At 26.0% G+C, this 26,297-nt stretch carries 22 protein-coding genes; 12 read left to right on the top strand and 10 right to left on the bottom strand.

Translation table 11 applies throughout. The features are described 5' to 3' along the window. Nucleotides 1–6,014 (bottom strand): beta strand repeat-containing protein (locus tag NY022_RS08600; protein WP_267525318.1); only part of this gene is annotated, 6,014 nt, incomplete at its 3' end. Nucleotides 6,015–6,205: 191 nt separating this feature from the next. Between NY022_RS08600 and NY022_RS08605 the strand changes: the two genes are divergently transcribed. After that, nucleotides 6,206–7,234, top strand: a complete 1,029-nt coding sequence (locus NY022_RS08605; protein WP_267525320.1) for a JlpA family lipoprotein adhesin — start codon at nucleotides 6,206–6,208, stop codon at nucleotides 7,232–7,234. A 20-nt stretch (nucleotides 7,235–7,254) separates the two neighbouring features. On the opposite strand, the gene NY022_RS08610 is transcribed toward NY022_RS08605, so the two are convergent. The 8 genes from NY022_RS08610 to NY022_RS08645 all read right to left on the bottom strand — a co-directional run bounded on the left by NY022_RS08610 (nucleotide 7,255) and on the right by NY022_RS08645 (nucleotide 12,384). Beyond that, the gene (locus NY022_RS08610; protein ID WP_267525321.1) at nucleotides 7,255–7,905 is read right to left on the bottom strand and encodes a response regulator transcription factor; all 651 of its coding nucleotides are present in this window, start codon (nucleotides 7,903–7,905) and stop codon (nucleotides 7,255–7,257) included. Continuing rightward, nucleotides 7,905–9,098: a PAS domain-containing sensor histidine kinase gene (locus NY022_RS08615; RefSeq protein ID WP_267525323.1), complete on the bottom strand. Its 1,194-nt coding sequence runs from the start codon at nucleotides 9,096–9,098 to the stop codon at nucleotides 7,905–7,907. The genes NY022_RS08610 and NY022_RS08615 overlap by 1 nt, the downstream gene beginning before the upstream one ends. After that, the gene (locus NY022_RS08620; protein WP_267525325.1) at nucleotides 9,099–9,728 is read right to left on the bottom strand and encodes a sulfite exporter TauE/SafE family protein; all 630 of its coding nucleotides are present in this window, start codon (nucleotides 9,726–9,728) and stop codon (nucleotides 9,099–9,101) included. It abuts the gene before it with no gap. Next, on the bottom strand, nucleotides 9,729–10,280 hold the full coding sequence (locus NY022_RS08625) for a DUF507 family protein (protein ID WP_267525327.1): 552 nt from the start codon (nucleotides 10,278–10,280) through the stop codon (nucleotides 9,729–9,731). It lies immediately after the preceding gene. Nucleotides 10,281–10,471: 191 nt separating this feature from the next. Further along, a complete protein-coding gene (locus NY022_RS08630) occupies nucleotides 10,472–10,849 on the bottom strand; it encodes a hypothetical protein (protein WP_267525328.1) in 378 nt (125 codons plus the stop codon). 44 nt (nucleotides 10,850–10,893) lie between these two features. After that, on the bottom strand, nucleotides 10,894–11,514 hold the full coding sequence (locus tag NY022_RS08635) for an SCO family protein (protein WP_267525330.1): 621 nt from the start codon (nucleotides 11,512–11,514) through the stop codon (nucleotides 10,894–10,896). A gap of 4 nt (nucleotides 11,515–11,518) precedes the next feature. Next, nucleotides 11,519–11,956 carry a hypothetical protein gene (locus tag NY022_RS08640; protein WP_267525331.1) on the bottom strand — a complete coding sequence of 146 codons (438 nt, stop codon included), beginning with the start codon at nucleotides 11,954–11,956 and terminating at the stop codon, nucleotides 11,519–11,521. Next, complete coding sequence (locus NY022_RS08645) at nucleotides 11,956–12,384, bottom strand: copper chaperone PCu(A)C (RefSeq protein WP_267525333.1); 429 nt, start codon at nucleotides 12,382–12,384, stop codon at nucleotides 11,956–11,958. The genes NY022_RS08640 and NY022_RS08645 overlap by 1 nt, the downstream gene beginning before the upstream one ends. A 133-nt stretch (nucleotides 12,385–12,517) precedes the next feature. On the opposite strand from NY022_RS08645, the gene NY022_RS08650 reads away from it, so the two are divergent. The 6 genes from NY022_RS08650 (at nucleotide 12,518) to NY022_RS08675 (ending at nucleotide 18,374) form a co-directional block, all read left to right on the top strand. Next, nucleotides 12,518–13,480 carry a L,D-transpeptidase family protein gene (locus NY022_RS08650; protein ID WP_267525335.1) on the top strand — a complete coding sequence of 321 codons (963 nt, stop codon included), beginning with the start codon at nucleotides 12,518–12,520 and terminating at the stop codon, nucleotides 13,478–13,480. After that, complete coding sequence (locus tag NY022_RS08655; protein WP_267525336.1) at nucleotides 13,480–14,469, top strand: alanine racemase; 990 nt, start codon at nucleotides 13,480–13,482, stop codon at nucleotides 14,467–14,469. The genes NY022_RS08650 and NY022_RS08655 overlap by 1 nt, the downstream gene beginning before the upstream one ends. Nucleotides 14,470–14,698: 229 nt before the next feature. Next, nucleotides 14,699–15,799 (top strand): ABC transporter substrate-binding protein, encoded by a 1,101-nt coding sequence (locus tag NY022_RS08660; protein WP_214120343.1) that lies wholly within the window; start codon nucleotides 14,699–14,701, stop codon nucleotides 15,797–15,799. A gap of 6 nt (nucleotides 15,800–15,805) precedes the next feature. Beyond that, entirely contained in the window at nucleotides 15,806–16,855 is a 1,050-nt protein-coding gene (locus tag NY022_RS08665; RefSeq protein ID WP_214120342.1) for a FecCD family ABC transporter permease, read from the top strand. Continuing rightward, complete coding sequence (locus tag NY022_RS08670; RefSeq protein ID WP_267525339.1) at nucleotides 16,849–17,610, top strand: ABC transporter ATP-binding protein; 762 nt, start codon at nucleotides 16,849–16,851, stop codon at nucleotides 17,608–17,610. The genes NY022_RS08665 and NY022_RS08670 overlap by 7 nt, the downstream gene beginning before the upstream one ends. Beyond that, on the top strand, nucleotides 17,607–18,374 hold the full coding sequence (locus tag NY022_RS08675) for an ATP-grasp domain-containing protein (protein WP_267525341.1): 768 nt from the start codon (nucleotides 17,607–17,609) through the stop codon (nucleotides 18,372–18,374). Before NY022_RS08670 ends, NY022_RS08675 begins: the two co-directional genes overlap by 4 nt. 86 nt (nucleotides 18,375–18,460) lie before the next feature. Here the strand turns inward: NY022_RS08675 and NY022_RS08680 are convergent, their stop codons facing one another. Continuing rightward, on the bottom strand, nucleotides 18,461–19,258 hold the full coding sequence (locus NY022_RS08680) for a nitrilase-related carbon-nitrogen hydrolase (RefSeq protein ID WP_267525343.1): 798 nt from the start codon (nucleotides 19,256–19,258) through the stop codon (nucleotides 18,461–18,463). Nucleotides 19,259–19,360: 102 nt separating this feature from the next. On the opposite strand from NY022_RS08680, the gene NY022_RS08685 reads away from it, so the two are divergent. From NY022_RS08685 to NY022_RS08705, 5 genes are all read left to right on the top strand, one after another. Then, nucleotides 19,361–20,641: an MFS transporter gene (locus tag NY022_RS08685; RefSeq protein ID WP_267525345.1), complete on the top strand. Its 1,281-nt coding sequence runs from the start codon at nucleotides 19,361–19,363 to the stop codon at nucleotides 20,639–20,641. A 1-nt stretch (nucleotide 20,642) separates the two neighbouring features. Next, entirely contained in the window at nucleotides 20,643–21,644 is a 1,002-nt protein-coding gene (locus tag NY022_RS08690) for a sugar phosphate isomerase/epimerase family protein (RefSeq protein WP_267525347.1), read from the top strand. Nucleotides 21,645–21,720: 76 nt separating this feature from the next. After that, nucleotides 21,721–23,019, top strand: coding sequence for a gluconate:H+ symporter (locus tag NY022_RS08695; protein ID WP_214120533.1), 1,299 nt, complete (start codon nucleotides 21,721–21,723; stop codon nucleotides 23,017–23,019). Between the two features lie 9 nt (nucleotides 23,020–23,028). Next, on the top strand, nucleotides 23,029–24,300 hold the full coding sequence (locus tag NY022_RS08700) for a D-serine ammonia-lyase (protein WP_267525349.1): 1,272 nt from the start codon (nucleotides 23,029–23,031) through the stop codon (nucleotides 24,298–24,300). A gap of 165 nt (nucleotides 24,301–24,465) precedes the next feature. Then, on the top strand, nucleotides 24,466–26,297 hold a 1,832-nt coding region (locus tag NY022_RS08705), incomplete at its 3' end, for a hypothetical protein (protein ID WP_267525351.1).

Below are 26,297 nucleotides of genomic sequence, written 5' to 3' on the forward strand. Positions count from 1 at the left end.
TTATTAAAGTCTAATTTATTATCTACTCCTATATAAACTCTATTAGCTTTTAAGTTATTTGTATTAGTTTCTAAATAATTATAATCAGTATTTATCCAAAAACCTTTATTAGTTTCATTGTTTCTTAGATATGTAAATCTATGCTCTATATCATCTATGTAATACTTTGATACATAGTATGGAGAGTATATTATGGTCTTTACTGTACTTACAACATTTGGATTAAAATATTCAAGTTCTACTAAATCAGCATCATTAGGATTGATTTTACCAATTCCATTCCATACTTGTTCGTCTATATTTACACTAGATTTGATATCGTTTTTTACATTTTCTGGCTTATTCTTACTTAAACCTAAACTCCACACCCCATCATCATCTATTTCATCAAAATGTAATATTTTAGTATTATAGTTAGCTAAAATAGTTTTATAAGATACTTTAAAATATCCTGAATCTTTTTTACCATTTACAATGGCGATAGGAACATTATTTTTAGTTAAAGCACTTAAATTTGTATTAGATAAAATTATTTCATTATTGCTACCTTCAGCATTATTATTTACAACGATAGGACCACTAAAATCATTATAAAGATTGGTATTAATTCCACCTCCATACATATAAAACTTTGTATCATTTGCATTGAGATTATTTGTAACAACCTGTGCTTGTATATGAGAATTATTTAATATTAAATTATCAGCTCTAATACCACTAATACTTATGCTATTATTTTTAGCATTTAATATTTTTAATGTTGAATTAGTTAGAGTATACGATGTATTTGGCACTAAATTATCAATATTCTCATAGGTGTTATCAACTTTATCATTTATACTAGATAAAGTATTTCCACCTGTTAATTCTATTATTGCTTCATTAGCGTTTAAAGTATTGGTTTTAAATACATTAGCATTAAAATCATCTGTAATCTCTGAATGTTTATGAACCAATATATCTTTTTCAAATTTATTAGCACCACTTGCATTTAGATTACATTGTTCTACATTATTAGTATATTTTGAATTTTTTGTAATTAATGTACCACACTTGTTATTATCAAATTTAATTTCTGAATTAATATTAGAATTAACAATATTTAATTTTGCATTATTTGTAATATCTCCACTAATATTTTCAGCATCAGTAATATTTATTTTACCACCTGTATCATTTGTAATTGTGCTTGAAATTTTTTCAATATTTTCCAAACTTAACTCAGCATTATTTTCATTATTGATAGTAGAACTAATTTCTTCAGCGTTATTTATTTTTAATTTAGAATTATCACCAGTATTTGTAATGCTATTCCCTGTTATTTTATCAGTGTTATTAATGCTTAAACTACCACCATTTTGATTAGTTATATTATCAAATTTCGCAATATTATCTAATACGACACTAATAGCTTCATTTATTAAATCAGTCATATCAGCATGTGTTAATAAAGTATTACCTTTACCATCTAATTTAAGCTTATTCTTAAATACCGAATCAGTCAATTTATTTTCACCATCACTTATTGTTGTTTTATTATTAAATACTGAGCCTGTATCAGTTACATTTTTAGCAAAAATTTCACCATCAAAGGTAGTTCCTTCTGAATATAAACAATCTGCTTCAACTTCACCTTTTAAAGTAGTATCATACGACTTTAAACACGAAGTTTTTCCTTTAACTTTTATGTCTGATGTTAATGTTGAATTCCTCACTACAAATTCTCCGTTAGCATTGATTTTGTTTTCCATTTTAGAATTAATATTATCAATGTTTTGAACTTCTAAATTATTAGTTATTAGTGTAACATTTTTACCTATGTTAGTTCCTTTAGTACTACCATCAATTACTGCATTGTTAGTGCTGTTAATAATAATAGAATTAGTATCATTTACTTCACCACATATACTAGCACCACTATTTAAATCAAAATCTTTTGTATCAATATTAGAGCAAACTTTAGCCTTATTACTTAGAGTGGTTTTTCCATTATTAGTAGTTATTTTTGAATCATTACCTTTAAATTCACCACCACTAATAGTTATATTAGAATTTTTTGATGTTAATTTTGAATCTTTTGAATTTGTATCATTTAAATTTATATCATTAGTAGCATTAATTATAGCATTAGCTATATTACTAGAATTTATCTTAATATTATTACCTGAATTAATGTCTATTTTATTTATATCGGCATTTTCTATATTGATATCATTATTAGCTTTTAAATTTGCATTAATTGTAGTAGCCTCAGTGCCACTGATTTTAATATCATTACTAGAAGTTAAATTTGCATTTATTTCGCTAGGTTTCATTATATCATTTGATGTAACAATAATATCTTTTGTAGCATTAATGTTTGCATTTATGATGCTATTATTTAAATTAGCTTTTTCATTTAATGTAATATTAGATGTTTTATCATCTTTACCTATAATTGCACCATTATTTGTAGTAAGATTATTTGCATTGATTGTACCTGAAGTTAATTTTCCACTATCTACATTAATATTATTAGCCTCATTAATATCACCACTAATCTCACCATTATTATTTACATTGATATCATTAGCCTTTGTAATATCCCCAGTAATTTCAGTGTCTTTTCCTAATGTAACATTATTAGCATTTGCTATTGTTGAATTTATTATAGTTTTTGGATTATTTGTAGCTGGTTCAGGTTGGAATTTATTATATTCTCCTAAATCTTGTGCTTTATTTGTTAAAGTTATATCACCTTTTACATCTACAATTCCACCACTAATATTAGCACCATTTGATATTGTTAAAGTACCATCAGCCTTAGTGCTAGTTAGATTACCTGATATATTAGCATTATCTATAGTAGCACTATCAAAAGTGCTATCTCCATTAACATTAGCACCCCTTCTTACTACTAAATCTTTAGTATTTATATTACCCTCAACAGTAGTATTACCACAAGTTCCACCTATAACATCAACTTTTCCACCACTATTTACACTAGAATTTACAAAAGAACCATTTGCGATTATAACTAAATTATCACCATTTAATACCCCACCTTGAGTAATAGAACAATCAATTATAGTGCTTTTAGCTGATAAGCTGTCGTTTGTTAAATGTATCGTTGAATGATTTTTAGCTGTGAAATTTTCAGCTGTCATTTTAGAATTTTCTTTGGCTTCTGAATTGTTAAAAATTATATCTTTTGTATTTACAATACCATTTTCTCCTAAAATAGCTCCACTTTCAAATTCTGCTGTAGTAGTTATTGTAGAATTAGCATTTAATGTAGCACCATCTTTTACAAGCAATTTATTAGCATTAATTGTCCCTTTTATATTGGTATCTTGAGTGCCAGGTGCAGGGTATTTGCTATCTAACATTTTATTACTTAAAATAACACTTCCACTATTTGTTATAAAATTAGCATTTTTACCTGATTTAGCTCCATATCCTAAGAGTATATCACTATTTTTAGATTCTAATTCTCCATTTATAGTCCCCATATATACTTGGATTTTATTATTAGCTGTAATTTTTGCAGTTTTTTCTACATTTGCATTTAATAAATCCACACTATCATCTATATCTAAAATACCTTTTACATTTGCACTTCTTACAGCAGCTTTATTTGCCTTGATTGTTTTATCTGCATTCAAGGTAGCATCACTTGACATATCTACAAATCCACTTGCATTTATATTGGCATTGATTATTGTATCTTTGTTGCTAATAGTAATGTCTTTAACATTTGTAATATCTGCATTAATTTTACTTGCACTACTAATTGTTGCATTACCACCTATATCAAGAGCTGAATTAATTTCGCTGTTGTTATCTATAATTACATCGCCAGTTGATTTGAAACTATTTCCATTATAAGTTGAGTTTATAAAATCAGCCTTTATTGTGTTGATATTTGCACCATTAATATTTGCATTAGTAGATTTAAAATAATTACTTTTAAATTCTCCACCACTAACATTAGTTTTGTCTTTACCTAATTCTCCAATATCAATAACATTTGTGCTAGTAAATAATCCACCACTTACATTGCTACCTGATTTAATATATATATCATTTGCGTTTAGTTCTCCACCACTAACATTACCAGCTATATTAGCATTGCCATTCGTAGCTATAATTTCTCCACCTGATACATTACCACTAATATCTACAGCTTGAGCTGTGATAGTCCCACCGCTAATTATACCATTAGTTTGCAAGTCTAATTTACCATTAGTGGCTGTGTGAGTACCATTACTAATACTAGCACCATCTTTTACTATGATATCGGTTTTTGCTGTAGAATTCCCACTTATATTAGAATTATTTGTATATGTTATTGAACCAGCTGTGCTTGTTATATTAGCATTACTAGTTGAGTTATCAATAACTACATTGCCTTTACTTGAAGTTATTATTAAATCACTTGATAATGAATTATTAGCATTATTATCCTTAATTATTATATCGCCATTTATTCCAATAGTTTTTAAATTTAATTTAGAATTTGTAATGTCTAATGTGCTATCTTTTGCACTATTAGACAAAATGCCACCTGATGAAGTAAGAGTTGAATTACCAATATTTATTTTTGCATTTGCCTTACCAACTACTATGTTATTAAAATTAACTGTAGAATCATTGATTGTAACATTACTATTAGTAGAAATATTACCAGTGGTTGTAACATTGCTATTATTATCTATCGTTAAATTATCAGCATTTATTCGCTCACCATTTAAATTAACATTGTTTGTAATGATTAATTTTTGTATAGCTTCAGTAGTTGACCCACCAGTTGTACCTAAATTTACATTTGCGTAAGTGCCGCCATCAATTGTTATACCGCCATTTCTACTACCAGTAGCTTGACCTATGTTAGAATTACTTGCTGTTACATTTTTAAGCGTTAATGTATTATCTTTCCCGCCTACGATATTTATATGGTTAGGATTTGTTCCAGTAATAGTAGTGCCTGTAATTGTATTATCGCCACTAAATTCTACTTTACCACTATTTGTAGTAATTGTGCCACTTTCCATATTAATACCATTTGCTTTTATACTAGTATCATTAGCATTGATATTAGATGAGATTATATTTATGTTATTTAGGTTTGTAGTGCCTGCTTTGTTATTTAAATCAATATTATTTATAGTGCCTTTAGCGTTGTTTGTTTCGCCTATAGTTAAATTTCCTAAATTTTGATTGATTGTGACATTACTAGCATCTTTTCTAATAGTTATTGTATTAGAGTTATTTATAATATTGTTTGCTTTATTATTACCTAAGATATCGGTTATATTCATGATAGTAGCATTATTTTCTATAGTGCTTGAATTTAAGCTTAGTTTATTTATAGTCATATTATTTGTAGTTTGTTTTGAATTTTCGTTAATTTTCTTTTCTGTTTTTAAATCTGAATTATTTAGACTTAATTCATTAAAATTAATATCACCAGTTGCTTTTCTAAGCAAAGAATTATTTATCTCACTTTTACCTTTTACAGTTAGTTTAGAATCTACAACAAGATAGGCATTATTTGAGGTTAAATTCCCTTCTACTATTAATTCTGTATTACTATCCATATAAAGAGCATCTTTATTTTTTAATGTATTTACATCTGTATTAACTGATAAATTTGATAATTTGTTATTTAGAGTTAGGTCTTTTTTGATAGTAAGTTTTGTATTAGTTGCAGGAACTAGCCAATCTTTTCCCATCCATAATGAAGCACCATTTTCATTATTAACAATTAAATTTCCTAAAACTAAATCCGTATTACCATCAGATGGGTGTAAATCAAGTGTTCCAGTTACTGTTAAGGTAGAATTATCAGGTGTGATATTATTTTTAAAAACTATATTATTAACATGCATATTTTCACTACCACCAGTGTAATCAATCGTTGCATTTTCTTCTTCAATAGTTAAGGTTTTTGTACTAAGATTATAATTTGTCGCTGCGTTTGCTGAAGTGATAATTACAAAAGTTATTAAGGACATTTTAACAGTTTTATTCATTTTTAATCCCCTATCACATAAATGTTAAAATAATATAACAAAAAAAAAAAAAAAATAAGCTTAATATTTTAAAAATTTTTAAAATATTAAAAATTGATTATTTTTTAATTTATGATTTTTTAGAGCATTTAATTATTATATTTTAAATCAAATATGATAGCATTATACATATTTTATTAGAAAGGAAAAATATGAAAAAAACCTTATTAGCTTTAAGTTTAGTAGGTATGTGTTTTGTTGGTTGTGGTGATAAAATTAGCGATGATATGGTAAAAAAATATGAGGCAAATTTAAATACTAATTTTAAAGAGGCATTATTAGAAATCCCAAATGATGCTGGAGTAAGAGTGAATTTTAATGATTTTAAATGTTCTAAACAAAAAGAATCAGTAAATTGCGTTAGCGATGCCTTAAAAATTAACATTCAAGGTGCTGAAGCTATAACTGTTGATAAAATAACAGTTAATGATAATGGATTTTATAATGGTAAGGCGACTGGACTTATATCGTTAAAAGATTTACATAAAGATATGATGTTTGAAAACCTTTATTCTAGTGCGAAATTCCAAGGTGTAAAATTATCTGATGCATTTAAGGGGATGGCAGCTATGATTGCTATGAGTGAACCTAAATTTTCATTTTTAAATAGTTTAGCAAATGGTGTGTATGATTTGGATATAAATACTAATATTATGAAAAATAATGAAGTAAATTATGATATTGTATTAAATAACATAATTAATAAAGATTCATTATCTTTTAAATTTAATGGTAAGGTATTAGATTATTTTTATGAAATAACTGACAAACTTGGTTTAAGATATGATGTAGAAAAGCAAAATATGACAGAACCTAATATAGAAATGATTGCTAATCTAGGACTTACACAAGAAGATATTGCAAAAATATTTTCTATAAGTAATGTTAAGATGGATTTAGTTATGCAAGACTTATTATCTTTAAAAGAAGTATTAAATTCTGAGTTTGAGTTTGCACCTAATGATTTTAAAGAAACATTTGGTGATATTGTGAATGAATTTATAAACAATACTCCACATAAATTAAATTTTGATATTAAGATTAAAGAAGGTTTTGATGTATTCAAAAATTATGAAAATGATAAGCTTATGTTAGAAAATGTAACGCTTAATGTAAATGGCAAGGATATGAATACAAGAGTTAAAACTATGATAGAAAAAGAAGAAAGCAAAAGTGAATAAATTAAAACGACTAAATTTATTTAGTCGTTTAATATTATTTTATAGCCTGTAGAAGTGATATTTTTTATAATATCTACTTCTATTTTATCTCTAAATCTTTTAATAAAAGTCCTGACTGAACCATCTTTAACATCTTTTGTTCCCCAACAAATTTCTTTTATATCATCTAAACTTATTACTTTTCCTATCGGTTCACTAAGAGCTTTTAATAATGCTAGTTCTTTTTTAGTTAGTTCTATTTTATTTATTGTATTATCAAAAATAGAGCGAATTAAATCTAGTTTATATTGACCTAATTTTATTTCTTTACTCATATTTGAAATAATACTTTTTATTGTAGCGATTAATTCCTCGGGAATTATAGGTTTTATTAAATATTTATTAATATTTATATCAATAGCTTTTAATAGTTTTTCCTTATCACTATGAGCTGATATCACTACTATAGGCGTATTTGGACTGATTTCTTTAATACTTTTAGCTAGACTTAATCCGTCTTTTACTGGCATTAAAACATCGCAAATTACAATATCAGGTCTATATTTTTTAAATTTATTAAATCCATTAACCCCATCATTGGCATAAAAAATTTCATTAAATAGAGGTGATAAAATATCAGCTGTTAATTTTGCTATATTTTTTTCATCTTCAACAATTAATAAATTTAACATTAATCTCCTTTAAATATTATTTCAAAACATGCTCCATTTTTATAATTAGAGCAAGTAATCGTGGCGTCAATATTATTTAAAATTTGTTTACATATATAAAGACCTAAACCAACCCCTTGTTTTTTATGTTTAGTTGTAAAATATGGGTCAAATATATGTTCTATAATATCATTATGAACACCACCTGCATTATCATAAATTTTTAAAATAAATTTATCCTTATTATAGCTTAAATTAAAAGTTAATATTTTATTAAAATTATTTGTATTATTAAACGCATCTTTAGCGTTATTAATAATATTTACAAATACTTGACTAAGCTCATTTAAATTACATTTTATCGGTATTTTATAAGCATTTTTATCAATTATAAATTTAAGTTTTATATTAGATTTTTTTATTGATTGATAGGTTATAAATAAACTTGATTTTATAACTTTTGGTAACAAATTATATTGAGTAATATGATTAGGATTTATAAAATTTCTAAAATCATTTATAGTTTGGCTCATATTTTGTATGAGTTTTTGACATAATTTATAATGCTTTTTCTTGTTTTCATTATGTAATAAATATATAGCAAGTGATAATTCATTTAATGGTTGTCTCCATTGATGAGCTATATTTTCTAGCATTTGACCCAATATTACTTGTCTATTTTGTTGAAAAATAATTTTTTGTTGTTCGTTATTGATTTTTATAGCTTCTTGTATCTTTTTTTCTAAATTTTGATTTAATTCTTGTAGATTTTTAGTTTTTTCAGCGATTTGCAATTCTAAATTTTCATTTAAATTTAATAATTTTTGTTTAGTATTTGCTAATTCTTCATTTAATAAAAACATTTGCGTAACATCGTGCCTTATAGCGATAAATTCAAATATTTGATTATTTTCATCAAATATTGGGATTATAGTTGTTTGAGCATAAAAAAAATCTCCATTTTTTTTAAGATTTTTTACAATTCCTTTATGAACACGACCAGCTAAAATTGTATCCCATAAAATTTTAAAAGCACTTTGTGGAGTATCTGGATGGCGTATTATATTGTGATTTTTGCCTATTAATTCATCTTTAGAATATCCACAAAGAGTGCAAAATTCATCATTTACGAATGTAATAATTCCATTTATATCAGTTTTAGAAACAATATTAGTATTTTCAATAGCATTTTTATATTCGTTTAATTTATACATTTATCTACTCAAATTTAACGCTAAATAACACAAATAAAATCCATAAATTATTATTACAAAAAATAAAAAATTAGATATATATTTTACTGATTTTAATTTATTAATTAATACACTACCTAAAAACATAGCGGGTAAAGTACTTATACCAAATAGCAACATTGTTAAGAATGCTTCTATAATATTTTTTGAAACCATAGATTTTGCTATGAAAAAATATACAAGACCACAAGGAAAAAATCCATTTAAAAATCCAAAAATTATTCCCTTATATCTAGTTTTTTTATTTTTTTTTAGTAGTTTTAAAATCTGTTTATAAATAAACTGATTTTCAAAAAAACTAAGTAATAATCCCCTTTGTAAAAGTGCAAAACCTAATAATATACAAAAAATTCCCAAAAATGCATATAAAAAAATTTGAAAAGATAATGAACTTATATAAAAACCTAAAAAATACGCTAATACACCTATAATACAATAAGCTAATATTCTAAAAAAATGATATAAAGTTATATCTATTATATTTGTTTTGCTTTGATTAAATAAAATTAAAATACCACCACACATAAAAAAACAATGTGTTAAGCTAAGTCCTAAGCCTAATAAAAAAGTGCCAAGTAAAGAACTTAGCACTTAAATCATTCCTCTTTTTTTCAATTCTTCTTCATATAGTTTTTCATATATTAAATCATATTCTTCACTACCAGGTATTATTTTTCTTTTATAATTGTTTATTTTATCAAATACTAAATCTTCAATATCTTCATAACTTTTTAAATATCCAATAATACTAGAATATATAATATTTCTTACCCTATTTTCTGAAGTTGTAAAATTAATTAAATCTTCATTGATTAAATTATTTAAAATTTCGTGAGATAATGAATTATACCTATCTTCATAGTTCATTAATATACCATATTCATCTGCTAATTTCTTTTTAAGTAGCCAAAACATATTTTTTCTATCAATTTGCATTAAATCTATTTCGTTTTCTTGCTCGCTTATAATTGAATTTACTTTTTCATCTAAACCTTTTTCTTTTAAAACAAGTTGTGTAATCGTATCGTTAGTAATTTTTTTTACTGGCTCTATGCCATTTACTAACTTTATAAGCTTTGAATTTATCAAGTCTATTACAATTTTATTTGAAACATAAGGAATGTGTGGTTGTTTAATACGCATTTTTTTGTCCTTTTTTATTTTTATCAATTATAAATAATTTAAGTAAAAATGAATAAAAAAATTAAAAAATAATATTGTAATTAAATTTAATCTATAAAATCAATTATTACAATAATATTTAATTATTATTTTAGATTAATTTAACTTTAAAAATATTTTATTAATCTAAAATATTAATCCCATTTATGGGATTAATAATCTTCGCTGTTTTCTAATCTATATTCAAGTTCTTCAATTTTTTCTTCTAAAATATATATTTGTTCTTTTATTTTTTCAATTTCTACAAATACTTTATCATTAGGATTTTTATCTTTATTATTAAACTGTTTCATTATATTTAATTCGGCTTTAAATTTTTCAAATTCATTTTGTAATTCGTAAATTAAATTATTATCTTCTTGTTTAATATCTTGTGTTTTTATTTCTTCTACTGTTTCTATTTTTATAGTTTTTGATGGTGCTTTTTCACTCTTTACACTTTTAGTTTCTTTTGTAGTTTTTACACTAGCTTTAGTAGCGGTTTTTTTAGTTGTTTTTTTGTTTTCTTCACTAGATTTTTTAGTAGCCATTTTATCTCCTTTTGATTAAAAAATCGCATTGTAAATATAAAAGGTTAATTCTTATCTAAAAATTCAGTAATTTTTTTCTTGACATTACTTAAAGTCAAATTACTAATTTCTCCTTTATATTCTCCATTTTTATCAAATATATAAAAACTTGAACTATGAGCTACAGTGTAATTTTCATTATCATTATTTTTATAAAATTGTTCTACTTGAATTTTATCATTTTTTTCTAATTCATAACCATTGCCATCATTTATGCTATCTTGGTAAATATAACCATATTTGACACCATAATTTTTTGCTAAATTTACAATTTCTCTATCATTTTTAGGAATTAATGCTATAGAATTTTTATAAAAATATTGTACAAATTCAGTAGTATCATCAGCGTTATCTCTTTTAGGGTCTAAACTAATAAAAATTATTTTTATGTCATTTTTATTTAATTCTTTAATAGCTTGAGATGCTATTGCCATTGATGTAGGACATACATCAGCACATAATGTATAACCAAAATATATTAATAAATTTTCACCTTGAAAATTTTTTAGAGAATATAGTTTATTATCAGGTCCTAATAGTGAAAAATCATATTTTTCTTTTACATTTTCTTTATTAAAACAAGCACTAAATAACATTAATATTAAACAACAAAATATTTTCTTCATTATCCTACCTTTTTACATCAAAATCTATAAAAATTCCTAATTCTTTTTTACCATCAAATAATTCAAATCTATAACGCATGGTGCTTTCAATACAAGAACTAAATACTAAAGTGCCTACATATTCATTATTTATGTATTCAAATTCACTAATAATATCACCCATATACATATTTAATCCATATAATTTAGCATTTAAATTATCAAATTTCTCTAAATTTTTTATAATTACTTTTGTTTCTTTTAATATTTTTAATGGCTTCTCATCAAATTCAAAAATAATTTTTTTATTTTTATAGTTAACTTGACAAGCTGATTTATTAAGGTCACACTCTAAAGGTGTAAGTTCAGTAATCAGTTCTCGTTTCGTTGTATTTTTTGGGTAAAAAATAAAGCCTAGTATAAAAATTATTACTAGGCAAATTATTATCACGTATTTTTTCATTAATGATGTTTATGCATAATTTCTTTAGATGGTATATCTTTCAATTCTACTTTTTCACCATTGCTGAAATTTAATTCTAAATTCACCTTAGTATTTTCATCAATACTTTGTTTTATATCCATCAACATTATATGATAACTTTTAGGTTTTAATTCTACTGAATTATTTGCTGGAATTACAATATCTTTAATTTTTACCATTTTCATCATTCCATCTTCGTTTATATGTGTATGAATTTCTGTAGTATTTGCATAATCACATTTTGCATCAATTAATTTAACTTCTTCATTTGAATTATTGTTTATTTTCATAAAAATAGCTGAATTTTTAGTGTTAGGTGGGGTAATTTTTACATACGGATTTTCTACTACTATATTGTTAGCAAACATACTAGCACTAATAAACAGTCCGAATAAAACTTTTTTCATAATATTATCCTTTAAGTGATTTTAATAAATATTATACTTTAGTATTTTTAATATTTAAGTTGTATTAAAAAAATTAATATTAACTATACTTTGAAATTTTGTTTTTATAATTGTTTGTTTTTTAGGAGTCAGAATGAAAAAAATTATTATTTTTATATTATCTTTAAATTTATATGCTAGTAGTTTATTAACTAATTATTTAAAAGAAGGCATAGTTACAAATGATAAAAAAATAGAAGCAAAATTAAGCAATATAGAATTTTGGAAAAATGAATTATTAAATATTGATTTAGAATACGGATATTATAGCGATGGACAATATATAGTTGTGGTTGATAAAGATGAGCAAAAAATTGTTCTTTACGAACTAAAAAATAATAAATTATTACCAAGATTTGAACAAAGTGTAATAACTGGTCTTATGGGTAATAAAAATGTAGAAGGTGATTTAAAAACACCAGTAGGTGCTTATGAAGTAACAAATAAAATGGTTCCACCTGATAATTATTATGGACCATATGCTTTTGTTTTAAGCTATCCAAATTTATATGATAGCTTGAGAAAAAAAACTGGCTCAGGTATATGGATACATGGGTTTCCTTTAGAAGGCGATGTAAGATACGATACTTATAAAACCAAGGGCTGTGTTGTGATGACTAATGATGTCTTATTAGATTTTGAAGCTATTTTAAAAGATAAAAAAGCTCAAGTTTTAATTAATGAAAAAGGCATTACAAAAACAAATGCTGATGAAATTTCTATTATACTAGCGAATTTATTTGACTGGAAAAATACTTGGACTTATAGTGATATAGATAAATATTTATCATATTATAATGATGATTTTATTAGATATGATGGTGTTAAATTAAAGGAATTTAAACAACAAAAGAAAACGATTTTTGCTAGAAAAGAAGATAAAAAAATTAAATTTTCTAATATAAATATAATTCCGTATCCAAATTTAGATAATGAAAAAATATTTAAAATTACATTTTATGAAAACTATAGCACTCAAAATTATAAATTTAATGGTAGCAAAGTGTTATATATAAAATTAATTGATAATAAGATGTCAATTTTAGTGGAAAAATAATGGCTATAATTAGATTAAATAAACAAAATTATTTTCATAATTTAAATGAATGTTTAAAAAGAGTTGAAACTATTAATAAATTAATAATAGTTTTAAAAAATAATGCTTATGGTCATGGATATTTAGAAATAAGTAGTTTAGCTAAAGAATTTGGCATTAAGTATATAGCTGTGAAAAATGCCTTTGAAGCTAATATTTTAAAAGATGAATTTGAAAATATTTTAATTTTATCGCAATTACCACAGTATTATACATCTGAAAAAAATTATATTATAGCTATTAATGATTTGTGTTATTTTGATTATCTAAAACAAGGTGATAAAATAGCATTAAAATTAGATACAAATATGCATAGAAGTGGAATAACGCAAGATAATTTAGAATATGCTATTAAAATTATAAAAGACAAGAAGCTAAATTTAACATCAGCATTTACTCATTATTCTAGTATGCAAAATATAAAAAAACAAAAACCACTTTATATTAAAATGTGTGAATTTATACAGGATAATTTTAGTGATGAAATATTTTTTCATTCTTCAAATTCCAGCACTTTGTTTTTAGGTGAAAATGATTATGACAAAGCCGCTCGCATAGGAATAGCTCAATTTGGTTATTGTGACGCTAATGCAAATTTAAAGCCAGTTTTAAGTCTTTATGCAAATAAAATTAGCTCAAGGCAAATTAATAAAGGTGATAGCATAGGCTATGATGAAACATTTGTAAGCAATAGAAATTTAGAGATCGCAAATTATGATTTAGGTTACGCTGATGGTATGCTTTATTATAAAGGTATAGGAGAAATATTTTTAGCAGATGACAAAAGCCCTATTTTAGGTAAAATTTCAATGGATAGTTTTAGTACATATAATCTTAATGATGAAATTTGCGTATTTAATGATGCCGTTAAATTTGCTAAATATTTTAATACGAATGCTTATGAATGTTTAGTGCGTTTAAGTTGTAATATAAAAAAAGAAATAGTATAAGATATTAATAATTTTATACTAACTTAAATATTTTAATGCCAAGCTTTAAATTTAAAAAGTAATTCAAGTATTCAATAAAACTGTATTAATCCATAATATTCTAATTAAATGTCTTAAAATAATTATTATTAAATATAATAAATTTTTATTAATAATGATAATATAAATGATAATTATTAATTAAATTATCATATTATATAATAATAAATATCATTATTAAGGAGAACTAATGTTTAAAGGCTTATTAAAAAGCTTAGTTGTGGCGAGTGTTTTATGTGTTGGTGCTAATGCTAAAGTAGAAGTAATTAAAGATGTTTTAGATAGAGAAGTTAAGGTTGATTTACCTGCTAAAAGAATAGTTCTTGGATTTTACTATACTGACTTTTTAGCAGTAGGTGGTAAGGACGCTTTAAAAAATGTAGTAGGATTTTCTAAGGAAGTTTGGACTGGTTGGACTCCTGCTAGCTGGGACGCTTATATTAAAGTCTTACCGGAGTTAAATAATATAGCTGATGTTGGAGAAGTTGAGCTAAGTACATTTTCGGTTGAAAAGGTATTATCTTTAAAACCTGATTTATTAGTATTAGCTGATTGGCAATATGAGATGATAAAAGACCAGCTTGAACCAATTAATAAAGCAAATATTCCTATTGTAATACTTGATTACAACCGCGAAAGTGTTGAAAGACACATAAGAAGCACCGAAGTTATAGGAAAAATTACAAACAACGAAGCAAGAGCAAATGAGCTTATAAGTTTTTATAAAGGCATAATTGATGATGTGCAAGAAAGAATTAAAAAAGCAAATCTTAAAAAGCCAAAAATTTATATAGAATTTGGAAATCTTGGTCCAAAAGAGCATAGTTATACCTTTGGTAAAGATATGTGGGGTGCTTTAATTGACCTTGCAGGTGGGGATAATATAGCAGCACCACTTGTAGAAAAATGGATGCCAATTCATCCTGAAGAAGTTTTAGCAAGTAAGCCTGATGTAATAATAATTGCTGGTCGTGAAACTGAACTTAAGAAAAATCCAGAAGCTATGGTAATGGGTATTGGAATTAATGAAGAAGAAGCAAATAAAAGGCTAAATGGTTTTAAAACTAGAGCAGGTTGGGATAGTTTGCCAGCTATAAAAGATAATAGACTTTTTGCAGTATATCAAGGAGCTAGTAGAACACTAGTTGATGCTTCTATGGTGCAATTTATTGCTAAAGCTTTATATCCTGATTTATTCAAAGATATAGACCCTATTAAAACTTATATTGATTATCACAAAAAATATCTTCCGATAATTCCAACAGGTTCTTTTGGTATCCAAGCTAAGTGATAAAAGATGAATTTAAGTAAAGAAATAATCGCTCATAGAAAATATGAGCGAAAAAAATTTGTAATTATTGTATTTTTTATATTTTTGGGTATTTTGGGTTTTGTGTGTGATATAGCTGTAGGTCCATCTATGATAAGTCCTATTGAAGTTGTAAAATCAATTTTAAAAGCGTTTTTTATTGATATTGAAGTTGATAATACATCGTATATAATCACACATTCATTAAGATTACCTATGGCTGTTATGGCTTTAGTTGTGGGTGCTGCTTTAGGTTATGGTGGAGCATTAATTCAAACTTTACTTAACAATCCTATGGCAAGTCCATATACTTTAGGACTAGCTGCTGCGGCTGGTTTTGGAGCTTCACTTGTGATTGCATTTGGATTTGCAGGAATTAGTCTTTATTTTGCTGTTCCACTTGGTGCATTTACTATGACTATGATTTGTTCTAGTGTTTTGTTTTTGTTTGCAAAATCAAGAGCTTTTAGTTCTGAAATGTTAATTTTAGTAGGTATTGCGCTTTTATTTTTATTTCAATCATTGTTATCTTTAGTGCAATACATAAGTGCTCCTGAAATTTCTCAACAAATTGTTTTTTGGCTTTTTGGCTCACTTCAAAAATCAAATTGGACTAATGTAATTATAGTTGGAGTGGTTACGATTATTTGTGTTATTTTACTTATAAAGGATAGTTGGGCGTTGTGTGCTTTTAGATTGGGTGAAAATAGGGCTGAAGTTTTGGGCGTTAATTTATCTTATCTTAGATTTAAAGCATTGCTAATTGTATCAATTATGAGTGCAACGGCTATTTCTTTTGTAGGAGTTATTGGATTTATTGGGCTTGTATCTCCTTATATAGCTAGAATGCTTGTAGGAGAAGACCAAAGATTTTATATGCTTACATCTATGTTAATTGGTGCTGTATTTTTAAGTTTTTCTTCTGTGATTTCAAAGATTATAGTAATAGGGACTTTATTTCCTATTGGAATTGTTACTTCTTTTGTTGGAGTGCCATTTTTCTTTTTTATAGTATATAGTAGGAGAAGGGTATGCTAATCTTAAAAGATGTAAATGTTAAAAGAGCTAATAATTTAATATTAGATAAAATCAATTTAGAATTTGAAAATGGAAAAATATATGCAATAATAGGTGCAAATGGTGCTGGTAAAAGTTCGCTTTTAGATGCAATTTTTGGCAGAGTAAAAGCAGATGGAAAAATTAGTTTAGATGATTTTATTTTAAATAAAAAAACTTATAAATCTTGGCAAAACAATATTGCTTATATGTTGCAAGATTTTAATTCTAATGCAAATCTTAGTGCTTTAGAAGTAGTTTTGCTTGGAAAATTAAAAAAATTAGGGCTTTTTATAAAAGATGAAGAATTAGAATTTGCATTGAATATAATGAAAGGTTTAAATATTAATCATTTAGCTAATAAAAATATAAACGCACTTTCAGGCGGACAAAGGCAGATGATAAGTTTTGCTCAAGTGTTAGCAAAAGAGCCAAAAGCATTATTACTTGATGAGCCTGTGAGTGCTTTAGATTTGCATTATCAATGCTTATTGCTTGAAGCTTTACAAAAGCAAACCTATACTAAAAACTTAATTAGTATTGTTGTTTTGCACGATTTAAATTTAGCTTCAAGGTTTTGCGATGAGCTTATAGTTTTACATAAAAATTTAGTTTATCAAAAAGGTTTAGCAAATGACATTATCACAAAGCAAATGTTAAAAGATTTATATGATGTAAGTGTAAATGTTTTAGCTGATGAAAATAAGCCTTTAATATCACTTTTAGGAACAAAATGAAAATTTATATAGCAATGCAAGATATTTATAAAGAAGGTTCTATAGGTCTTAGAATACTTAAAAATGAGTTTTTGAGCTTGGATTTTGAATGTGAGTTTTTTGTGTGGCAAGAGTATGAGAATTTAAAAGATTGTGTTATTTTGCCACTTGGTGTTTGGGATTATTCTCTTAAAGTAGATGAGTTTTTGAGATTTTTAGATTTTTGTGAGTTAAATAATATTATTTTAATAAATAATACAAAATTAATTAGAAAAAACTTAGATAAATCATATTTACTAGATATAAAAGACGCTGTAAAATCTAATATTGTAGATATTAAAGATATAAAATTAAAGCCAAATCAAATCATAAAACCCTTAATAGGTCAAAGCGGAAATGGTGTGGCAAGGTTTAATGATGATATTAATTTACAATTTTATAAAGATAAAGCCTTAATTCAAGAATACATTAACCACAATAGCGAAGCTTGTTTGGTATTTTTTGAAGGGGCATATCAATATAGTATTTTAAGAACTAAAAATAATGATTTTAGAGCAAACTATAATTATGGTGTAAAAATAGATGATTTTAATCCAAGCGATGAGCTTATATCTTTAGCTAGCAAATATATTCCAAAAGATAGCTTTTATGCAAGGTGTGATGTGTTTTTGGCTGATAGGTTTTATATAAATGAAATTGAATGTATTGAACCTGCTTTGTATTTTGATAAAAAGCCAGAGTTTGCAAGTATTTTTGCAAATAAATTATTATCGTATATAAATTAATTTAAACCATATTAAAGTATTGATTTTGCTTTTTATTAATAAGCAAATCATTACTTTAAATTTATTAAAACAAAATAGTAAATTATTTAATGTAAATTATAAAGCTTAGGCTTTCTTTGAGATATACAAGGCAAGGCTTTTCTAACTTCATCAATTTTATTAAAATCAATTTCAAATATTTGAATACCTTCATCAACACCAAATTTTATTTCTTCAAGTCCAAGTGGATTTATTAGGCACGAGCGACCTGTGTAGATATTACCTGTTTGATTACTAGCACATAAATATATTGTGTTTTCTAAAGCTCTTGTTTTAGTAAGTAGCATAAAATGTTCATCTTTATATTTGCCATCTACCCAAGCAGTAGGAACTAATACAAGCCTTGCACCATCAAGTGCTAAAGTTCTAGCAATTTCAGGGAAACGAAGTTCATAACATACCATTATCCCCATTTTACCCCATTTTGTATCAAAGGCTTTTATTTTTTCATTACTTGCATTTATATCTTTACTTTCATCATAGCTAAAAGCATCGTAAAGGTGAGTTTTTGAGTATTTATGGATTATTTTGCCACAATCAGCAAAAATTACACTATTTTTAGTTTTTTCATTATCTTTTTCATAAAAACCAAAAACAACTGCGATATTTAACTCTTTACTTTTATTAATAATGCTTGTTACAAATTCTTCATCAATATTTTGAGCAATGGTATTAAAATTAATCCCTTCATTACTAGGCACAAAAGCCTGTGAAGTTTCTGGAAACACCACAAGCTCAGCACCAAAAGACTTTGCCTTTTGCATAAAATCAATAATTTTTTCAAGGTTAATTTTATAATTTCTATCGGTTTTTATTTGAGCTAAAGCAATTTTTAATTTATTCATCTTAGACCTTTTAAATTTATTTTATGATATTAAGTTTTCTTTAATATTGGGGGGGGGTATAATCAAAATGTTTTTTTAATTTTAATATTTTAAGGAATTATTATGTCTAATTGTAACTATGCTACAAAAAGCATAAGGTGGTTTACTTTTATTGTTCTTGTTTTTGGTGGAGGAACGGTGTTTAAATTATCATCTTTAAAAGATGCTTTTTATGTTCCTATGCAAGAATTTATGCATCTTAGCAATACTCAAATAGGTGTTGCTTTATCGGTTTATGGAATTGTTCAAACAGTAGGTAATTTTGCTTCTATTTATATATCAGATAGATTTTCTAAAAGAATACTCATACCAATTTCATTGGTTTTTATTGGTATAATTGGCGTTTATATTTCAACATTTCCTAGTTATTATGGTATATTGGCTGCTTGGGGATTGCTTGCCTTTTTTGGTGAAGTTGTTTATTGGCCTGTTTTATTAAAAGCTATAAGATTGCTTGGTGATTCAAGTCAACAAGGAAGATTGTTTGGATTTTTAGAAGCAGGTCGTGGTGTTGTAGATACTATAATAGCTTTTTCAGCTTTAGGTATTTTTGCTTTATTAGGAAGTGGGGCAGCTGGTCTTAAAGGTGGTATTTTATTTTATAGTGCTTCTGTTGCTATTGCTGGAATTGCAAGTTATTTTCTATTAGAAGATGATAAAGTTCAAGAAGTAGATGAAAATGGAAATAAAATTAGTAGAAACAAAGCTGCTTGGAATGGTGTAATAAAAGCTGTAAAAACACCTGAAATATGGGTTGTATCTTTAACAATTTTTACAATTTATTCAATTTATTGTGGATTAACTTATTTTATACCTTTCTTAAAAGATATTTATGCAATGCCTGTTGCGTTAGTAGGTGCTTATGGAATTATAAATCAATATACACTTAAAATGGTTGGAGGGCCTATTGGTGGATATTTGGCAGATAAAAAATGTAAAAGTGCAACAAAATATTTAAGATATGCTTTAATTGCTGCAGCTTTAGCTATGGTTATTTTTATATTATTACCACATGATAATATGAATGTTTATTTTGGTATGACATTAACACTTGGGTTTGGTGCTATTGTTTTTACAATGAGAGCTACATTTTTTGCTCCTGTTGATGAAATTAGAATTCCAAGAGAAATAAGTGGTGCTGCTATGAGTATAGCTTGTATTTTTGGTTATTCTCCACAACTATTTTGTTTTGCATTATATGGATACATTATTGATACAAACCCTGGTATAACAGGTTATAAAATTGTATTTTCTATAATGGTTGGTTTTGCACTAGCTGGAATTTTAGTTACTACTTTGCTTCTTAAAATGATAAAAAGAAAAAAAGAAGCTTTAGGAGAATAATATGAAAATAGGTTTAGAAACTGAAAGTATGCATTTATGGTTTCAAAATAATAAAATGGATATTTTTAGCTATATAGATTTTGCTAAAGATTTAGGTTTTGATGGGGTTATTATTAATATTATTAAAGATTATGGACTTGATGAAAATTGGGGAACGTTAGGTAGTAACAACTTAGAGCATTTAAAGAAAATATCTAAAAAGCTAAAAAACTATAATATGTATTGTGAAATTGATACTAAAGGTTTTGAATATAATAAAATGAAAGAAGTTTGCGAAGTGGCCTCTATTTTAGAGGCTAGCATAATAAGAAGTTATGTTCCTATTACTAAAAAAGTTCTAAATATTACAAAGGGTAGTGAGGGTGCATATGATGATTCTAAAATAACTGCAGATTTTAATATTGATGAATTTTATAAATTTTCTGAAGATATAAAAATGTTAATTCCATTATTAAATGAATATGGAGTTAATTTAGCTATTGAAAATCACGAATATCAAACATCTTTTGAAATGATTGAATTATTAAAAAAGGTAAACAACGATAAGGTAAAATTATTGTTTGATTTCGGAAATTCTATGATGGCGTATGAAGAACCACTTCAAGCTTGTAAGAATATGGCACCATATACAATAACCACTCATTGTAAAGATCATATAATATTTCAAGAAAATAATGAATATTATGTATCAGGAACACCATTAGGTGAAGGAAATATTGATATAAAATCTTGTATAAATGTTTTAAAGTCATATGGTTTAAAACATATAAATATAGAATCTTGTTATCCTTATTGTTCTACTTTTAAAAGGAAAGTAGGAACAGGTGGTGTTAATAATTTGGGAGAAGGTGCTTTTAAAATAGAGCAGCCATTATTTCCTGAACTACAAGCAATGCAATATTATTACCCACAAGAGGTAAGTTTGAGTGCTTTAGATAAATTATTAAAATTACAAAAACAAGGTGTAGAAAATAGTCTAAGCTATATAAAAAGTATTTTATAAATAATTTAAATTTAAGTTTATTTTAATATTGGGGGGGGGTAAAATCTTTTCTACTATTTTTTATAAAGGAGAAAAAATGAGCAATTTTGCTTTAATTTCGGTCTTAATAGCTTCTATTGCTTTAGTTGTGTTTTGTATTACAAAACTTAAAATCCACGCTTTTTTATCATTAAGCTTAGCAAGTATTTTTGTCGCACTTATAACTGGTGTTGATTTAACAAAAATCGGCTCTATTATTGAAAATGGAGTAGGTGGAACGCTAGGATTTTTAGCTGTTATTATTGGTTGTGGAAGTATCTTAGGAAAAATGCTAGAAGTTAGTGGCGGAGCGCAAAAAATAGCCCTATCATTACTAAATCTACTTGGTAAAAAAAGAGCTGATATTGTTATGATGTTGGTTGGATTTATTGCTGGTATTCCTGTATTTGTTGAGGTTGGATTTGTCTTATTAGTGCCTTTAGTTTTAGTTGTAGCTAAAGAAATAGGTGTTAGTAGAATAAAAATAGGCATAGCATTAGCAACTTCGCTAATGGCAGTTCATTGTATGGTGCCACCACACCCAGCAGCTACTAGCATAGTAGCTACTTTAGGTGCTGATATAGGTCAAGTAATTTGGATGAGTATAGTTGTGGGTATGATATGTGCTTTTATAGGTGGGGTTTTGTTTTTGAAATTCTTTGATTTTTCAAAAGATAATGAGATGAGTGTTTTTGATAATACAAGTTCTACTTACAACTCTATGCCAAGCACAGCAATTACTTATTTTACAATACTTTTACCTTTAGTTTTAATGTTGCTTAAGACTTTAGTGTTTAAAGATAATGCAGTATTTGCATTCATTGGAAATCCTATTATCGCATTATTAATAAGTGTTTTTGTAGCATACTATACTTTAGGTTTAAAGCAAGGCTATTCTATGCAAAATTTAATGGAATTTAGTTCTAATTCATTTACGCAAATTGCTTCAATTTTATTAATCATAGGAGCAGGTGGAGCTTTTAATGAGATATTAATTGCTTCAGGCATCGGCGAAGCATTAAAGCAGACTTTAGGAAGTTTGAGTTTAAATCCTGTATTTTTAGCTTGGTTAATTGCTATTATTTTACATGCTAGTGTTGGAAGTGCAACGGTTGCTATGATTAGTGCAGCAGGAATTGTCTTGCAAATGGATAGTAATGTTAGTAAAGAAGTTTTATGCCTTGCAATAGGAAGTGGTGCTATAGGTTTTACTATCGTAACAGATAGCTTATTTTGGCTAGTAAAAGAAAGCTTAGGAATGAGTGTAAAGGCTATGTTTAAATACTTTACAAGTGCGACTTTAGTAGCAAGTATAAGTGGTTTAATCTTAAGCTATGTTTTATCAATAATTTTATAAGGAGTAAAAATGTTAATTGAAAATCTAAAAGCAATGAAAGAAACAAGTTGGATTAATACAAATCTAAGTAATGATGTATTAAATGAATTAAACAAAGGTGCTATTAAGCTTGATAGAATTGATGATGCAAGGGCTAGACTTAATCGTTTTGCACCTTTACTTAAGATAATTTTCCCTGCTACAAATATTACTAATGGTATTATAGAAAGCCCATTAGCTTGTGTGAATAATTATAAAAAAGAGTTAGAAAAATTAAGTGGTGCTAGTATTCAAGGCGATGTTTATATAAAACTTGATTCGCATTTACCAATATCAGGCTCTATTAAGGCTCGTGGTGGAATATATGAAGTATTAAAACACGCAGAAGATTTGCTAATAGAAAATAATATGCTAAGTATTCAAGATGATTATTCAAAACTTGCCGAGCCAAAATATAAAGAATTTTTAAGTAAATATAAAATAGCAGTTGGCTCAACAGGTAATCTTGGTCTTTCAATAGGAATTATGAGTGCGAAACTTGGCTTTAAAGTAGAAGTTCATATGAGTGATTGTGCTAAAGAATGGAAGAAAAAAATGCTAAGAGAGCACGGATGCAGTGTGATTACTTACGAAGATGATTACGGCGTCGCAGTAGAGCAGGGAAGAAAAAGTTCTGAAAATAATCCGTATTGTTATTTTATAGATGATGAAAACTCGCATAATTTATTTTTAGGATATAGCGTTGCTGCAAAGAGATTAAAAGGACAATTGCAAGCATTAGATATTAATATCAGCAAAGATAGACCGCTTTATGTTTATCTTCCTTGCGGTGTTGGTGGTGGTCCTGGTGGGGTTGCTTATGGGCTTAAGGCTGAATTTGGCGATTGTGTAAAATGCTTTTTTGCTGAGCCAACGCATAGTCCTTGTATGATACTTGGACTTGCTACCGGAAAACATAATGAAATAAGTGTAGCTGATATTGGGCTTGATAATATTACGGCTGCTGATGGGCTTGCTGTTGGTCGTGCGAGTGGTCTTGTAGGCAAAGTGCTTGAGCGTGTAATTGATGGAAGCTTTACGGTGAGTGATGAGAATATGTATAGATATTTAAGCTTGCTTGCATCTAGCGAAGGTATTAAACTTGAGCCTTCGGCTTTAGCTGGGGTTAAAGGCTTAATGATTTCTAATGAGCTTAAAACTGAACACAAAAACGCAATTCATCTAATATGGGCAACAGGTGGAAGTATGGTGCCAGACGCTGAAATGGCTGAATTTATTAAAACAGGAGATGAATTATTATAAAATAAGCCCTAAAATAGGGCTTATAATTACTTTTTTGATAATAATTAATAATATTTTTTGAATTTTTCACGACTTATTTATCCGTTTTTTTTTTTTTTTATATAATCACTCCCTTAATTTTTTCATAGATATTAAAAATATTTTAATAAATTTAAAAGGATTTAGATGAATAAAAAAATAAAATTATCTTTACTAGCATTTACATTAATTACTAATGCTTATTCACAAGATATATTCCCTAGCACTACACAAAATAGTGATATAGAAATAAACAATAAATTGCTAGAAAGTGGTAGTAGTGTAATATCTAATAATGGTTCAATAAATGTAACAAATAACTCTATAATCAAAGGTGATTTAACGGCTCATAAAGATATTAATATAAACAATTCAACTATTGATAGTGGTGCCCATAATATTTATTCAGAAACAAATAAGACAATAAATATACAAAATAGTACACTAAATGGTGGAAATTTTTTCATATATACCAGTTTTAACGGCAATAATTATACAGTAAATAATACTATAAACATTAGTAACGGCAGTAAAATTAATGATGGTAAATTTTCAATTCAATTTGAAAAAATTTGGGATGGCTTACTTAATATAAACAATATAGATATTATTAATGGTGGTAAATTTGAAGTTGAACGAATAAAGATAAGCAATACAGACAAAATTAATGGTGGTAATTTCAGTACAGAATTACTTGAAATGAATCAAAATATTATTAATAATGGAAATTTTAGTAGTCATGATGCTATAATTGAAAATAGTACTATTAATAATGGAAAATTTAATATAACAAATTCTATTATAAATACATCTATTATAAAAGGTGGTACTTTTATAAACTCAAATAATAACATTAAAGGCACTAAAATTAACAGCAGTACAATTGAAAATGGTTTATTCTCCGGTCTAACCACAATAGAAAATAATAGTATTGTTAATGATGGAATATTTAATGGAGATTTAACAATTAAAAATAATAGTATTGTTAATGGTGGTGATTTTAATAATTTAAGTTCAGTATATTTTGATAGCGTAGATATTAACAATAAACTTAATTTTACAGCTGATAGTTTTATTAGTGTAGATAATTCAAATTTAGGTGAAAATATAACATTTAATCCCAAAAACAATACTAATATTTATATTAAAGATAGTACTTTAAGTAGTGAATTTAAAGAAAAATACAACGAGTTATATATAGGCACTTCAAACATAAATACAATAATAAATGCAAATATTTTTTATACCAATAGTTTATATGATTTAAATTCTTATAATATTGTTAATAAAATAGTGATTACTAAAGATAATAATATAAATGTGGATAACGCTTATTTTAATTTTCGTAAATTACTTTATGCTGAAAAAGAAGTAGAACATATAGACCATTACGGAAATAAAATAGAATTTGAAGGAGAAATAAATATTAATGAAGAATTAAAATCTTATATGACTACTTTTAAAGAAAATTCCATAATAAATATTAATAAAGATTCTATAATAAATACTAGTACTATAGATGGTAAATTTAATTCTAAATCAAATATATATTTAACATCTGGAACAAATGTAGGTAAAAATGCTAATATAAAAGCCGAAGGTGATATTTATATAAATAAACTTTATATGTTTAGCGACATCACAAGCAGTCAAGATAATAATATTAATATATCAGGTAACTTAAAATCAAATAATATTATAATAAACGATATTTCAAAAAAACCAGAAAATATAACAGTAAATAAAGCATCAGGCGTACCTTATGGTATTTATGATTTACAAGAATGTATGCCATTAGAACAACCTTTTGTTACAAAAGATGATTATATAAAATTAGTAAAAACCCAAAAAATAACAATCAAAGACGCCAACCTAACAGCTGATAAAATAAACATAATAGACACATTAATAGAAGGTACTAATAATATAATAAAAGCTAATGAAACCATATTACAATCAGGTAAAGATAAAGAAATAAC

The sequence above is a fragment of the Campylobacter sp. MG1 genome (genome assembly GCF_026616895.1).
In the GTDB taxonomy this organism is placed as follows: domain Bacteria; phylum Campylobacterota; class Campylobacteria; order Campylobacterales; family Campylobacteraceae; genus Campylobacter_E.

Bases quoted from the DNA above. Each gene is read 5' to 3' on its own strand.
- NY022_RS08615 (WP_267525323.1), bottom strand. From the start codon at position 9,098: ATGTATAAATTAAACGAATATAAAAATGCTATTGAAAATACTAATATT.
- NY022_RS08610 (WP_267525321.1), bottom strand. From the start codon at position 7,905: ATGTTAAATTTATTAATTGTTGAAGATGAAAAAAATATAGCAAAATTA.
- NY022_RS08680 (WP_267525343.1), bottom strand. From the start codon at position 19,258: ATGAATAAATTAAAAATTGCTTTAGCTCAAATAAAAACCGATAGAAAT.
- NY022_RS08695 (WP_214120533.1), top strand. From the start codon at position 21,721: ATGAGCAATTTTGCTTTAATTTCGGTCTTAATAGCTTCTATTGCTTTA.
- NY022_RS08640 (WP_267525331.1), bottom strand. From the start codon at position 11,956: ATGAAAAAATACGTGATAATAATTTGCCTAGTAATAATTTTTATACTA.
- NY022_RS08605 (WP_267525320.1), top strand. From the start codon at position 6,206: ATGAAAAAAACCTTATTAGCTTTAAGTTTAGTAGGTATGTGTTTTGTT.
- NY022_RS08635 (WP_267525330.1), bottom strand. From the start codon at position 11,514: ATGAAGAAAATATTTTGTTGTTTAATATTAATGTTATTTAGTGCTTGT.
- NY022_RS08685 (WP_267525345.1), top strand. From the start codon at position 19,361: ATGTCTAATTGTAACTATGCTACAAAAAGCATAAGGTGGTTTACTTTT.
- NY022_RS08660 (WP_214120343.1), top strand. From the start codon at position 14,699: ATGTTTAAAGGCTTATTAAAAAGCTTAGTTGTGGCGAGTGTTTTATGT.
- NY022_RS08675 (WP_267525341.1), top strand. From the start codon at position 17,607: ATGAAAATTTATATAGCAATGCAAGATATTTATAAAGAAGGTTCTATA.
- NY022_RS08645 (WP_267525333.1), bottom strand. From the start codon at position 12,384: ATGAAAAAAGTTTTATTCGGACTGTTTATTAGTGCTAGTATGTTTGCT.
- NY022_RS08700 (WP_267525349.1), top strand. From the start codon at position 23,029: ATGTTAATTGAAAATCTAAAAGCAATGAAAGAAACAAGTTGGATTAAT.
- NY022_RS08625 (WP_267525327.1), bottom strand. From the start codon at position 10,280: ATGCGTATTAAACAACCACACATTCCTTATGTTTCAAATAAAATTGTA.
- NY022_RS08650 (WP_267525335.1), top strand. From the start codon at position 12,518: ATGAAAAAAATTATTATTTTTATATTATCTTTAAATTTATATGCTAGT.
- NY022_RS08670 (WP_267525339.1), top strand. From the start codon at position 16,849: ATGCTAATCTTAAAAGATGTAAATGTTAAAAGAGCTAATAATTTAATA.
- NY022_RS08665 (WP_214120342.1), top strand. From the start codon at position 15,806: ATGAATTTAAGTAAAGAAATAATCGCTCATAGAAAATATGAGCGAAAA.
- NY022_RS08655 (WP_267525336.1), top strand. From the start codon at position 13,480: ATGGCTATAATTAGATTAAATAAACAAAATTATTTTCATAATTTAAAT.
- NY022_RS08630 (WP_267525328.1), bottom strand. From the start codon at position 10,849: ATGGCTACTAAAAAATCTAGTGAAGAAAACAAAAAAACAACTAAAAAA.
- NY022_RS08690 (WP_267525347.1), top strand. From the start codon at position 20,643: ATGAAAATAGGTTTAGAAACTGAAAGTATGCATTTATGGTTTCAAAAT.